Raw genomic sequence first — 13218 nt, forward strand, 5'->3', positions numbered from 1 at the left:
CAGGGTTAAGTATGCGCTAAATTAATTCCGCCAACGGGTTTTATTCAGGTTTTATGCAGTCTTTATACGTTTTTTATGCCGTTTTGTGTCCACGGGGCCGAATGCGGGTGCGCTTTTAGGGAGAGGACAGTTGCAGCAGACCCGAAAATTCTCCCTGATGAAATGAAGAAACGCTCAAAATGGTTTTCCGATTTCTTCCCGAAAACTTTTCGTAAGCTGTCAGAGCACTTCTGTTTGCGGCGGTTTCTGCTGTTGGAAAAACGGCAAAATACAATCCAACTCCTTTCGTAACAAGCGTTTATACCGGATGCCGGGTGCTGAAACTCCCGTTTTTGCAAGATTTCTAGAAGAGGACTGCATATTCTCCAGTCTGGAAAGGTGTTTTTTGACAGAATGTCAGCATGCTCCGCGAAGGGTACGAATATAAAAAGCCCTGCCGTTGCCGGAGCAACAGCAGGGCTGTATGGTGCTTAAATCCTGTTTCGTTTAGAATTTGCTGGAACCGTCGAAGCAATGGGTACAAACCTTGCACTTAGGCAGACCGATAGCCTCGATAAGGGTTTCCAGAGTGTTGAACTTCAGAGAAGTCAGTCCGAAGCGGGCTCGGATGCGCTCCACCAGTTCCTTGTATTCCGGAGAGTCGGTAGTGGCATATTTGTCCAGTTTGGCATTTTCGTCACCCTCAATCTCCTTGATGATGCGGCGGGTAATCAGCTCCATGTCACTCTTTGAAGAAGTGAAGCCGATGAACGGACAACCGTAGATCAGCGGCGGACAGGCAATACGCATGTGCACCTCTTTTGCTCCGTAGTCGTACAACACATTCACATTGTCGCGCAACTGAGTACCGCGTACGATAGAGTCGTCGCAGAAAAGCACGCGCTTGCCCTGCAACATGGCACGGTTCGGAATCAGCTTCATTTTAGCCACCAGCGAGCGCATCTCCTGGTTGCTCGGAGTGAAGCTGCGGGGCCATGTCGGAGTATATTTGGAAATGGCGCGATGATAAGGGATGCCCTTTCCTTCGGCATAACCCAGGGCCATACCTACTCCAGAGTCCGGAATACCGCAGGCGCAGTCCACCTCTGAATCATCCGTCTGTCCCATCTTGTAACCGCTCTGGAAGCGTACTTCCTCCACGTTGCGTCCTTCGTAGCAGGATACCGGGAATCCGTAGTAAACCCAGAGGAATGAGCAGATCTGCATTTCCTGATTCGGCGCACGCATCTGTTCCAGTCCGGTGGCACGCATGCGGATAATCTCGCCCGGTCCCACATAGCGGTCAATCTCGTAGTCCAGATTCGGCAGACTGCTGGATTCGCTGGTAGCGGCATACGCACCGTTTTTCTTTCCGATGACAATCGGAGTGCGTCCCCATTTGTCGCGTGCGGCAATCACTCCGTCTTCGGTAAGAATCAGCATGGAGCAGGAGCCCTTGATTTTGTTGAACACATTCTCAATACCGCTAACGAAGTCCTTGCCTTGGATAATCAGTAGGGCAATCAGTTCCGTAGGATTGGTCTTTCCCATGCTCATTTCGGCAAAGTGCATGTTGGCGTCCAGCAGCTCCGTTGCCAGTTCCTCGGCATTGTTGATTTTGGCGACAGTGACAATGGCGAACTTGCCCAGATGCGAATTGATCATGATGGGCTGGGGATCGGTGTCGCTGATCACACCAATACCGGATTTGCCTTCGAAGGACGGAAGCTCATCTTCAAACTTTGTTCGGAAATAGGAACTTTCCAAACTGTGAATTTTTCTCATGAATCCTTTTCCCTCGGCATACGTAGCCATACCGGCGCGTTTTGTTCCCAGATGCGAATTGTAGTCTGTGCCGTAGAATAAATCGGTTACACATTCAGTCGTTGAGACTGTTCCAAAAAAACCACCCATTCCTTTAAATGTTTTTTGATGTTATTTTAATTAGTAGTGTTGATCCTGTTTGGTTATCCCTGACAATCGTCCGGAGGATATGTAGAATATAAGAAAAGACAATTGTCAGATTTTCTAAAGATAAATTATTGGCAGCATTCCTTTTTTTTCACTTCGGTTTCCAGAAAATCTTTGAATAATGATTTTGCCAATAACCAATTGTCTTGATTGATGCAGTATTTCACTTTGGGAGTTTCCAGCTCACCCTGTATGAGCCCGGCGTCTTTCAGTTCCTTGAGATGTTGCGACACAGTGGCTTTCGATATGGGAAGCTCTTCGTGTATCGCTCCAAAGTAGCATGTTTGTTGCTTGGCCAGAAACTCCATGATGGCAATGCGTGCCGGATGTCCCAAAGCCTTAGCAAAGCGAGCGATGCGCTCTTGTCGGTCTGTATATTTCTTTTTTTCTGTCATCTCTTCGAAATTATCTACAAATTTACTAGGAATCGTCGTAACGACAATTCTATGATTACATTTTTTAAGTAAAAAGTTGCTATGTTTTTTCTTTTTCTTGCCGGAGGACCCGACTGTACCGTTTCGCCCCTGCTTGTCGGAGAAAAAGGCAAACAGGGGCGGAACGTAGGGTCATTTCAAGGTTTTCCCTTTCATGTCCATATATTTCTGATGCTTGGGCGAGCCGATAATCTGGGCACTGTAGATGCCGGTGTGTCCGGAAAACAGATAAGCCGTGACACAGGCCAGACCGATGTAGATGCCGGCTTCGGCGCCAAACAACTCGATGCCCATCAGTGTGCAGGCCACCGGTGTGTTGGTTGCTCCGGAGAATACGGCCACAAAGCCCATACCGGCCAGCAATCCCATCGGCATGGGCACCCAGGCGGAAAGGGCGCTGCCGAGTGTGGCACCGATAAAGAAGAGCGGAGTCACCTCGCCTCCCTTGAAGCCCACTCCGATGGTAAAGGTGGTGAACAGCAGTTTCAGGGCAAAGTCATAGAGTTGCTGCTGTTCGTGGAAGGAAGCCACCAGCGTAGGGACACCCAGACCGATGTATTTGGTGGTGCCCAGCAGCCATACGGCGAGGGCAATCACCACACCGCCCACCAGCGGGCGGAAAGGAGGATAGGCGATGTATTTACTGCCCAACCGGCTCCAGAATCCCACACTCCGTGAAAAGAGCATGGAAACGACACCAAAAGCCATCGACACCAGCAGGGTCCATAAAATAAGTTCCGGACTGATGGACGGAACGGTGCCGATGTGATAATGGGTGTGGTTCACGCCCCAGGCCTCGCAGGCCAGATGCGCAAATACTGCCGAGAGAAAGGCCGGCAGGATGGCGTCATAGCGCATGCGTCCGATGATGACCACCTCCAGAGCAAACACCGCTCCGGCCAGTGGGGTACCGAACACCGAGGCAAAACCGGCACTGATACCGATGGTGACCATAATCTGATGGTCGCGTGCCGGCAGATGCAGGTATTTCGAGAAACGGTCGGCCAGGGCTCCACCCATCTGCACGCCCGTACCCTCGCGGCCGGCCGAACCTCCGAAGAGGTGCGTCAGCACCGTGCCGACATAAACCAGAGGAGCCATGCGGAAGGGGATAATGCCGTTGGGCGAGCGGATTTCCTCTATCAGATAATTGTTTCCCTTGGAGGCCGTTCCCGCCCAATAGTGATACATCAGGCCGATGACCAGTCCGGCCAGAGGCAGCAGGGCAATGAGCCACAGATGCTCCTCGCGCGTCCGGGTGGCCCATTCGAGTGAGACGAGCAGCAGCGCCGAGCCGCTGCCAATCACCGCTCCGGCCAATGCCGAGAGCACCAGCCAACGGAGCAGGTAAACGAAGATAGGAACCTGTTCCGTGTGGTTCCAAAGCATTTTGGTGTTATCCTTTATTTTTCCCATGAATGAATCTTTTTCCTTTTGCTTTCTTCTTATTCGGCAACTTCGTCCATCAAATGACGCAGATGAATGGAGCGGATGCCGTAGTTAAAACTCTGTGTCTTGTCCAGACCGGCATACTGGATGGCCACCAGTTGTCCCCGGGCGTTGATGACAGGCGATCCGCTGGAGCCGTGCAGGGCAGGGATGGAGTAGAGAATGCGGTCCTGGTCCTTCTGGCTGATACTTCCCGAGGTGTATTGTGCCTTGATGCCCTGGTTGGTCACGGCCAATACCGGTCCCAGATTATAACCGATCATGACCAGACGCTGGTTCTTGTCGGCATGGATGCTTTTCAGGGCCTGTTCCCAGAGTGAATAATCCTCCAGCGGATCACTGTCGCTCACGGGGAACACGTAGCGTCCCTGCGGCGTTTTTCCGTCGGCAAGCTGGATCAGGGCCAGATCGTGCTGTTCGTCGCTGCCGATCAGGTTGCAGGAATGAAAGTCGGCCTCGCTCCGGATATAGCTGTCGTTGTAGGCAATATCTATTTTGTTGTGCAGCTTCAGCTGTGCCTGGGCGATGTTCAGCGAAGAGTAGGCCTGATACAGGCGGCGGTATGCCTCCATCTGCGATTCGAGCCAGGCGGCCGTATAGCTTTCTTCGGTAAAGTCCTGCCCGAACATGTATTTGAGCATCTGGCGGTTTTGCAGTTCCTTCTGATAGGCGGCCAGCTGGTTATACTCGGCGCTCAGTTGCTCCTGCACGCGGCGCACCACCTCGCGGATGGCCTGTTTCACCTCGCCGGGAGCTATATACGGGGCGATGACATGATGGTTGGTGGCAATCAGTCCCTCGTCCGAAACAAAGAAGCCGGTGCCATACGATTCGAAAGGAACGATGGAGTCCGGGTTGATGGTAAAGCGTACCAGTCCCTCTTCTTTCGAATAGTCGGTAAAGTAGATGCTTCCGCCGTTCGGGATGCTCAGTTCATAATAGCCCTGATTCTTGATCAGGACCACACCGCTTCCGCACTTCTCATTGATGGCTTCCTCGCTCTGGTTGCAGGCTCCCAACAGAAGCCCGCCCAGCAGCAACAGGAATAGCCACGAAGCGTGTATGATATTGGTTCGTTTCATCATATATTCGTTTTTTAGATTTTCTCAAGATCGATGGTTACGGCTGCCGGGAACAGACGCTGCGGGTCGGTGAAGACCATACAACTGTTGATCAGATGCTCCATGCGCAGCTGCGGTTTTCCCTCATAGGCTTTTTCGCCGTTGACATAAACGGTGACTTCCTGGTCCAGATTCACCAGGTCGGGCGACAGATACAGCAGGAATTTGCCGCTGTGGGCCGGTTCGTAAGTCTTTTTGTATTTCAGACCGATGCCCCATTGCGGATCCTTCTCGGTCACCTCATAGCTCACATTGTTTACTTCCAGATTAATCCGGTTGCCCTGAATGTCCATCACGTACACGGTACGCTCTCCCTCCTTGGTGTTCGAACGCTCCAGTACCACCAGATTGTAGAATCCTTTCCGGTAGATGCCGTCCATCTCGAAATTCTCCCAGATGAAGCTCTTGGGTTGCGGGGTACGCACAAAGTCTTTCAGCCAGGGAGTGGTCGGGCGGTAGTCAATGCCGTGTCCGCGTCCCGGAATCAGAGCGATGCGGTGGCGGTAGTGTCCCGGATATTTCTGTTCCAGACTGTCGAACGCCTCTTTGGTGTTCTGGGTCAGGATGTGGCGGTAGAAACCATAGTCCTGGGCACCGGTCAGCATGGAATATCCGATGTTCATGCAATTTTCTACCGGGGCATTGATCAGAGGCTCGCCGCCCGCCATAGGACCGGCTGCTGCCAGATAGTCGGCATAATAGGAGGCCAGACGCTGACTGCCGTATCCGCCCTCCGAGATGCCGAAGCAGTAAAGACGGTTCGGATTGATGGAGTCGGTGAGCAGGGCTTGACGGAACAGGCGCTCCCAGGCATAGATCTTGGCTTTCTGCCACCAGCGGTAATAGCCTCCTTCGTTGGGAATCTGAGGAATGAAGTAGACCGAAGGACCGTCTTCAAACATTTCTGCCAGTTTCCAGCCGGTGTACCATTCATCGTCCTTCGGGCCCGAGCCGTGCAGATAGAGGAACAGCGGGTATCCGGCTTCCGGACGGATGCCCTTGCTTCCCCAGTAGTAAGGCATCTGGGCATTGGGCTCTTTCTCGGCGGGCAGCTTCCACAGTCCTTTGCCTCCCTCGGTTAAAGGCTTGAGCGGTATCAGTTTTTCTTCTTTCAGCTGTTGGTTGGCCTTTTTCCACCACTGCCATACCTTGTCCTGCATTTGCCGGATCTGTCCGGCTTTGATGCTCTGACTGCAGGCAAAAGTCTGGATGCTGTCTTGGGCTATGTTCTCGGTGAAGTAAGTCACCACGGCCGATTCCGTGGCCTTTTTCTTCTTGGGAGTGCCGGGATTTTCTCCCATCACGGCGAAGGGCATCAACAGAAATGCCCAGGTAAAAAGCTGAATGGTTCTTCTTGTTATCATAATCAAATGTTTTGTATAATCTGTTCGTTTTCGTTGGTCACACTGATGCTGCTGCGCCCCTGATCAATCCGTTTGACCTGTATCTGCGTCTTAATCCGTTCGCGCAGTCCCTCCACATGGCTGATGATACCCACTTTCTTGCCGCCCAGCTGGTGCAGGCGTTCCAGAGTGTCCATCACCACGTTCAGATAGTCGCTGCTCAGGGTGCCGAAGCCTTCGTCGATGAACAGCGTGTCGACCGACAGGCTCTGCCGGTTCAGGGAAGACAGTCCCAAGGCGAGGGACAGGGAAACCAGAAAGCCTTCGCCGCCAGACAGGGTGCTGGCCGGACGGGATACTCCGCCCTGATACCAGTCCGTAAGCAGGATGGTGAGCGAGCCGGCCTGGCAGCTCAGTTCATAGCGCTCGGTGAGGTGTCCCAGATAAAAATTGGCCCTTTCGAGCAGTTCCTTCAGGACAAAGCTCTGCGCGATGTTGCGGAACTTCTTTCCTTTCTCGTCGCCGAAGAGGGAACAGAGCCTGTACCACTGCATGTAGCTGTTCTTGCACTGTTCTGCTTGGGCCCTCAGTTCCTCGCTTTTCTTCAGATTCTGTGCGTTGCTTTCAATTTGTGCCCGGTTGCGCCCGATGTTCTGGTGAATCTCAGCCATGCGTCCGGTCAGTTCCGCCAGCTGTTCCTGCAGATGCTCCGGAGTGTCCTGCTCGTTGAGCTCCGGTTTCTGCTCCAGCAGTTCCTGATAGGACTGGCGGCTGCGCTGCAAGTTGGCACTGTATTCCAGAAAAAGATCTTTCAGTTGTTGGATTTCCTTGCGATAACCTTCTACTACCGCTCCGCTCAGGGCGCTCATCTGGGCAATCTTTTCTGCCGACAGGGCAGGATGGCTGTCCAGAAAAGCCTTCTCGGCTGTCCGGGTCTGCGATTCCTCCTGTTCGTTACGGCCGATGCGTTCGTTCAGCGCAATGGCTTTGGCCGAGAGTTCCGTCCAGTCTGCTTCCAGATTGCCGTTGGCGGTGCCGCCGGTTGCCGGAATTGTATCGGTTTGCCATTCGGGGAACGTGCGGACGGCGATCTGTCTTTGTTCGTCAATCCGTTTTTGCTGCTGTTCGCCCTGTTCAATGCGTTCCAGAGTCTTCTGATATTGCTCCGTCTGTTGCAGATAGTGGGCGGTCTCTTTTTCCAGTCTTTCTATCCAGTCATTTCGGGAAACGGAATCGTCGGTCCTGAAGTCCTCCCATAAGATTTTGGGATAGACCGATTCTTCGGTGGCCGTCTTTTCCTGCATGTCCTGTTGCAGTTCCCGCTGCACCTCTTCCTGGCCTTGTTGCAGGCGACCGATTTGCACGGCCTCGTTGTGCGCCTCCTGACGTATCTTTTCTGTTTCCTGCTGCAGGCGGTCTTTCTCCTGCTGCTTCAGGTTCAGACGGTTAATCTGTTCCTGCAAGGCTTTCATGCGCCCGCCGATTTCATTCTGGCGTTCCTTGTTCAGGCGGATACGCTCATCGACAAGAGCCTGGGTCTCCTTTTGTAATTGCAGGATTCCGCATGCGGCACAGGCTTCCACAGTTTGCTGATAGGCGGTGCGATAGGCCTGTTTGTCGTCTTCGAGTTTCTTTTTCTGTCTTTCATTCAGGTCGAGGAGTCCTTTCAAGTGTGCCTGAAGTTCAATCATCACTTTCTCTGCCTGCTCCTTTGCCTGCTTTTTGCGTTCCAGTTCCTGTTGCAGAGGAGCCAGAGCCGAGCGGAAGTCTTCTTCGCAGAGGTCTTTCTCCACCAGTGCCCCACAAACGGGACACGTGTCTCCCCGGTGCAACTGATTACGCAGTTCGCGGGCCCAGTCCGACAAGGCCAGCTTCTGTTTCTCAAACAGCTCCTCACTGAGGCGGAACGCCTCGGCGGCTTGGGTTGCCGCTTTCCGGGCCTCTTCTTCCTGCAGGCCGGTTTTGGTCAGTGCCTGTTGTGTCTGTTCCTGCTCGGTCACGGATTTCTGTTTCTGTTCCACCCGCTCTTTCAGGAGCAGAATAACCTGCTGGGCACGGGAAAGCAACAGCAACTCATCCGTGAGTTGCTTCTGTTCCGTTTGCAGCCGGGTGTATTCATCTGTACCCATCAGACTTCGGATGTGTTCAATTTCCTTTTGCTGCTCCTCCAGATGCTGCTCGCGCGACTTCTGTTCCTGCTGTAAGGCTTGCAACCGGTTTTGGTGGCGGGGCAGTTGCTCGCTGATGTCTTTCAGTTCCTTGTGGCGCTTTCCGATACGCTCTTCAAAGCGAATCAGGTTGCGCAGTTCCCCTAAAATGACCGGACTCTGTTCGTACATCGGAATCAGAGGAGCCAGAGTCTGTCGCTCTAGTTCCAACCGTTTCCGTTGTTGCTGCAGCTGTTGCAGTTCAGTCTGCCAGATGGAATAGTCGCCCAAAAGACGGTGATATTTCTCTGTGAGCTGCCGGTAACTGTCGCGGCATGCCTGCTTTTCCTGGGCAATCCGCTGCTTCTGTTTTACGATGCCGCGGATTTCTTCCGTTTCGGTCCACAGACTCAGTATTTCTTCTTTCTCCTTACATTCTGGAGCATTCAGCTGACCGGTGATCTGCTGACTTTTCTCTTCGTCCTTTCGGATCTGCTCGGTGAGCTCCTGCTCCTGTTTGAGCCAGTCACTTTTGCGACGGATTTCCTGCTGTTCCTGCTCGTTGCCTTTCAGTTCCTGCTCTTGTCCGCTGATTTCCGACAGAATCTGGTTTACTTCCTCTTCCGACAGAATCTTTATGTCGCCCAGTCTCTGCTGCTGTTCCTCATAATCTCTTTTTTTATCCCGGGTGAGCGCAAAGATTTTGGCACCGATGCAGGAATAGATTTCCGTGCCTGTCAGTTTCTCCAGAATCTCCGATTTTTCGGCCTCCTTACTTTGCAGGAACTGGGTGAAATCCCCCTGTGCCAACAGAGCCGTGCGGCAATATTGGGCAAAATTCAGTCCCACGGCCTGAAGAATCTCCTGATTGATTTCCGTTGACTTGGTCCATGTATGTTGCAAGGTGAGGTCTTCCAAGCTCCATTTCACTTTTTGCAGGTTTCCGTTGAGGCGCTTGCGACTCCGGGCCACATACCATTCGGCCCGGTATTCATGGTCGTTGCTTCCGGTAAACTCCAGAATGCTCCAGGCCTCTGCCGTATTCCGCCGCATCAGCTGGCGGCAGTCGTTGATGGTAAAGTCTTCGCTGCGGTCTTCCTCGGGCGAGGTATCGGTATAAGTTTCCTTGGCCGTTTTGTTCATGCGCGGCGTCTGGTTATAGAGCGCCAGACAGATACCATCCAGAATGGTGGTCTTTCCGCTTCCGGTATCTCCGCAGATGAGGAATACCGGTTCGCAGTCCAAAGGAGCCTGATCAAAGCAGATTTCTGCCTCCTCGATGGACGCGATATTTTTTAGAATCAGTTTCTTGAGTTTCATGAGTTGGTTTTTGAAAAGAAAAGACTACAGTCCGTTATTCTCTGAAAAATCTGCCGGTGCTTCCTGGTCACGGGTGGTTTCCTGCCAGGCTTCGAGCATCAGTTGGGCCAGTTCCTGTTCCATGGCCTCGCCTTCTTTCTCTTCGTAATACATTTGTGCGATTTCCACCGGTGATTTCTGCTTCAGTTCCTCGATGCTCAGTTCCTTGCGTTGCTGCATGTCGGCAGGGGATTCCTTTTCTATTTTTACGTAACAGAAGCGGCATTGCTTGTCTTGCAGCAGCGTGGTGATCCGGTCGAGGATATCCGGGGTGATGCTTCTGTCTGCCTTGAGATGCACCCGGATGTAGTCTTTCTGCTGCTCCGGCCACTGTTCCAGTGCCAGCAAGGCTTCGTCCAGCGTGCTTGCTTGCTGCGGCAGGGTAGTGAGCGGGCGCGGATTCTGTATCTCAATCGTTTTCAGTTGGGGGAGTTCGCCGTGCTGCTGTATTTCGAGTACGGTGACGGAGTGCGGGTAGTCCTCGTCAAAATCTATGGCCAGCGGACTGCCGCAGTAGGCCATGATCGGATACTCCTTCCGCACCAGATGGGGATAGTGGATGTGTCCCAGCGCCAGATAATCATATCCGTTGCCCAGTTCGTCGGGGGCGATGGTATCCATGCCTCCGATTATTTTCATTTCGTCGTCCGTTGCATCGCTTGCACTCACGGCCAGATGGGCGGTGAGAATGACCGGCAGCTGCTGTCGGTTCTTTTGTTGGATATGATCCAGAAGTCCTTGAAAAAAGGCCGGTTGCCTTTCTTCCCGGTTAAGAGTTCCGTTCTCGGATGGAAAGTTATGCGGATAGACGTGCGGCACGGCCCCGATATAACCGATGACATTTCCGGCCGGGTCGGTCACTTCCAGGATATGCTGTTCCCAGTCCGTACTGCGGTCTGCCTTACGTGCAATGTTTCCGATGACGGTGACATTGAAATGCTGCCACAGACTGCGGTCAATCTCCAGTTTGGCGCAACTGTCGTGATTGCCGGCAGTAACGACAATCTGTGTGGTGGGGCATGCCTGATGGATGGCCAGCAGCCCTTCGGTATACATTTTCTGGGTGGCCGACGAGGGAGTCGTGGTATGATAGATATCCCCGCAGATGAGCAGGACATCCGGTTCTTCCCGGCCCACAATATCCCGAAGCTGATCCAGAAATGCCTGTTGCTCTTCGCTCCGGTCGTAATTATACAAACTGTGTCCCAGATGCCAGTCGCTGGTGTGTATTAATTTCATAAGCAGACAATGAACGGTTGTTTTGAATAAGGTTTCCGGAAAGAGTTTCTTTCCACAAGAACAAAGTTAGTAAAAAGTTTCCTGAACGACAGACGGGAAACATGTTTTTTAAAAAGTTAATGGGAACACATACATGTTCCCATTAACCATCACAAAACTAAACTAGATCTTTTAACTAAGTTACTACATTTAGAGTTTCACAACTCCTAGTTGCAAAGATAATATGATTTTATTGATCTCCAAATGAAATGAGTTATTCTCAGTCAAAGTTATAATTTTGTAGTTTTATTTAATAAATAGTAGTCTAAAATGACCATGGCTGCCATAGATTCCACGATAGGAACGGCACGCGGCAATACGCAGGCATCGTGTCGGCCCCGGGCTTTCAGAACAGTGTCTTCACCGTCGATGGTCACCGTTTCCTGCTCCATCAACAGGGTCGCTACCGGCTTGAAGGCCACACGGAAGTAAATGTCCTGTCCGTTGCTGATGCCTCCCTGAATGCCGCCACTGTTGTTTGTGCGGGTGTTGATGCGTCCGTTGTCGTTGAAGAACAGGTCGTTCTGCATCTTTCCGGTCTGGCTGACACCGGAAAATCCCTGTCCGTATTCAAAACCTTTTACGGCGTTGATGCTCAGCATGGCCTGTCCCAGGGCGGCATGCAACTTGCCGAATACCGGTTCGCCCAGTCCCACGGGGCATCCTTTAATCACTCCGGTGATGATTCCGCCGATGGTGTTTCCTTCCGCTTTTACCTCTTCTATTCTGCGGGCCATGCGTGCTGCCGTTTCCGGATCGGGACAGCGCACATTATTTTGCTCGATCTGTGCCGGATCATAATGCGTATAGTCCTGCGACAGGGCGATGTCGCCCACCTGTGAGGTATAGGCATAAATCTGCACTCCCAACTGCTTGAGAGCCATTTTGGCCAAAGCACCGGCCACACAGCGTGCAATGGTTTCGCGGGCCGAAGAGCGTCCGCCACCGGCATGGTCGCGCAAACCGTATTTCTGCGTGTAGGTAAAGTCCGCGTGTGAAGGGCGGAACACATTGCGGATATTGTCGTAATCGTTGGAATGCTGGTTCTGGTTTCGGATGATGAAACCGATGGGGCATCCCGTGGATTTCCCTTCAAAAATTCCGGAGAGGAACTCCACCCGGTCATTTTCCTTTCTTGGAGTAGTCAGAAGGCTTTGTCCCGGCCTTCTTCTGTTCAGTTCACTCTGGACAAACTCCTCGTCGATTTCGATGCCGGCCGGAAATCCGTCGATGACTCCGCCTACAGCCGGTCCGTGGCTTTCTCCGAAACTGGTCAGTCTGAATATATTACCGAAACTGTTGCTCATAACTGAATCCGATCAAAAATGGTTGAATATCCGATTAGTGGCAACCGCAACCGCTGCCTTCTTCGCCGCATCCGCCGCACTCGTGGTCGCCACAGCCGCCACCGCAACCGCCGCCACAGCCTTCGCCGCTCAGCATGTTCAGCATTTCCTGAATTTCTTCTTTGGTAGCCTCACGATGCTCAACCACTTCACCGATGAAGTGCAGCTCCTTGCCGGCCAATGGGTGATTCAGGTCTACCGTTACTTTATCACCGACGATTTCTACGATAGTACCGTTGAAACGGGCACCGTCAGCGTTCATCAAAGGAACGACAGCTCCCGGGTAGATGTGCTCGGTGTCGAACTTGCCGTTGATGGTGAATACCGCCTTGTCCAGCTCCAGCACTCTTTCCTGCTCGTAAGGACCGTAAGCCTCGTCTACAGTCAGGGTGAAGTCAAACTGTCCGCCTTTTTCCAGCGGTTTGATATGTGCTTCGAAAGCATCCAAAGTAGTGCCCATGTCAGAGATAAACTGGAAAGGGTGCTCCTTGGTAGCTTTTTCTACCAGTTCATTTTTACCGTCGAAATCAGAATACAGTTCGTAAGCTACGGTGATGTACTTGTTTGATGTGGTGTTCATTGTTTCTTTTTGTTTGTTAAGTTGAAAAATCATACTCGGAATGCAGGAATTCTATACAATATAAAATATAATAATGAGCGATTATCCTGATTCCATTAGGGCAAAGATACAATTTTTTTAGGAATACCGCCATGCCTTCTTGGCGTTTTGTCGCTTTTTTTATCGTGTCAGGCGGTTCTCTTCCTTTTCCTGCCGTTGCCATACCCTGCTT

9 protein-coding genes are annotated in these 13218 nt (G+C 52.1%); all 9 read right to left on the reverse strand.

Annotated features, from left to right (window positions below):
• Window positions 1-486 precede the first annotated feature (486 nt).
• The 9 genes from DXA74_RS06515 to DXA74_RS06555 all read right to left on the reverse strand — a co-directional run bounded on the left by DXA74_RS06515 (window position 487) and on the right by DXA74_RS06555 (window position 13007).
• On the reverse strand, window positions 487-1893 hold the full coding sequence (locus DXA74_RS06515; RefSeq protein WP_118525966.1) for an amidophosphoribosyltransferase: 1407 nt from the start codon (window positions 1891-1893) through the stop codon (window positions 487-489).
• Between the two features lie 125 nt (window positions 1894-2018).
• Window positions 2019-2345, reverse strand: a complete 327-nt coding sequence (locus tag DXA74_RS06520; RefSeq protein ID WP_118525967.1) for a helix-turn-helix transcriptional regulator — start codon at window positions 2343-2345, stop codon at window positions 2019-2021.
• A 171-nt stretch (window positions 2346-2516) separates the two neighbouring features.
• Window positions 2517-3800 (reverse strand): voltage-gated chloride channel family protein, encoded by a 1284-nt coding sequence (locus DXA74_RS06525; protein WP_233550475.1) that lies wholly within the window; start codon window positions 3798-3800, stop codon window positions 2517-2519.
• Between the two features lie 29 nt (window positions 3801-3829).
• On the reverse strand, window positions 3830-4918 hold the full coding sequence (locus tag DXA74_RS06530; protein ID WP_118525968.1) for a serine protease: 1089 nt from the start codon (window positions 4916-4918) through the stop codon (window positions 3830-3832).
• 11 nt (window positions 4919-4929) lie between these two features.
• Window positions 4930-6318: a hypothetical protein gene (locus tag DXA74_RS06535; RefSeq protein WP_118525969.1), complete on the reverse strand. Its 1389-nt coding sequence runs from the start codon at window positions 6316-6318 to the stop codon at window positions 4930-4932.
• Between the two features lie 2 nt (window positions 6319-6320).
• Window positions 6321-9764 carry an AAA family ATPase gene (locus DXA74_RS06540; RefSeq protein ID WP_118525970.1) on the reverse strand — a complete coding sequence of 1148 codons (3444 nt, stop codon included), beginning with the start codon at window positions 9762-9764 and terminating at the stop codon, window positions 6321-6323.
• A 24-nt stretch (window positions 9765-9788) separates the two neighbouring features.
• Window positions 9789-11042, reverse strand: coding sequence for an exonuclease SbcCD subunit D C-terminal domain-containing protein (locus DXA74_RS06545; RefSeq protein ID WP_118525971.1), 1254 nt, complete (start codon window positions 11040-11042; stop codon window positions 9789-9791).
• A gap of 269 nt (window positions 11043-11311) precedes the next feature.
• Window positions 11312-12388, reverse strand: a complete 1077-nt coding sequence (aroC, locus tag DXA74_RS06550; protein WP_118525972.1) for a chorismate synthase — start codon at window positions 12386-12388, stop codon at window positions 11312-11314.
• 34 nt (window positions 12389-12422) lie between these two features.
• The gene (locus DXA74_RS06555) at window positions 12423-13007 is read right to left on the reverse strand and encodes a peptidylprolyl isomerase (RefSeq protein WP_118525973.1); all 585 of its coding nucleotides are present in this window, start codon (window positions 13005-13007) and stop codon (window positions 12423-12425) included.
• Window positions 13008-13218 lie beyond the last annotated feature (211 nt).

The organism is Bacteroides sp. OF04-15BH (genome assembly GCF_003477995.1).
In the GTDB taxonomy this organism is placed as follows: domain Bacteria; phylum Bacteroidota; class Bacteroidia; order Bacteroidales; family Bacteroidaceae; genus Paraprevotella.

Coding starts and splice junctions, on each gene's coding strand:
- DXA74_RS06530 (WP_118525968.1), bottom strand. CDS start 4,918: ATGATGAAACGAACCAATATCATACACGCTTCGTGGCTATTCCTGTTG.
- DXA74_RS06515 (WP_118525966.1), bottom strand. CDS start 1,893: ATGGGTGGTTTTTTTGGAACAGTCTCAACGACTGAATGTGTAACCGAT.
- DXA74_RS06520 (WP_118525967.1), bottom strand. CDS start 2,345: ATGACAGAAAAAAAGAAATATACAGACCGACAAGAGCGCATCGCTCGC.
- DXA74_RS06555 (WP_118525973.1), bottom strand. CDS start 13,007: ATGAACACCACATCAAACAAGTACATCACCGTAGCTTACGAACTGTAT.
- DXA74_RS06535 (WP_118525969.1), bottom strand. CDS start 6,318: ATGATAACAAGAAGAACCATTCAGCTTTTTACCTGGGCATTTCTGTTG.
- DXA74_RS06525 (WP_233550475.1), bottom strand. CDS start 3,800: ATGGGAAAAATAAAGGATAACACCAAAATGCTTTGGAACCACACGGAA.
- aroC (WP_118525972.1), bottom strand. CDS start 12,388: ATGAGCAACAGTTTCGGTAATATATTCAGACTGACCAGTTTCGGAGAA.
- DXA74_RS06540 (WP_118525970.1), bottom strand. CDS start 9,764: ATGAAACTCAAGAAACTGATTCTAAAAAATATCGCGTCCATCGAGGAG.
- DXA74_RS06545 (WP_118525971.1), bottom strand. CDS start 11,042: ATGAAATTAATACACACCAGCGACTGGCATCTGGGACACAGTTTGTAT.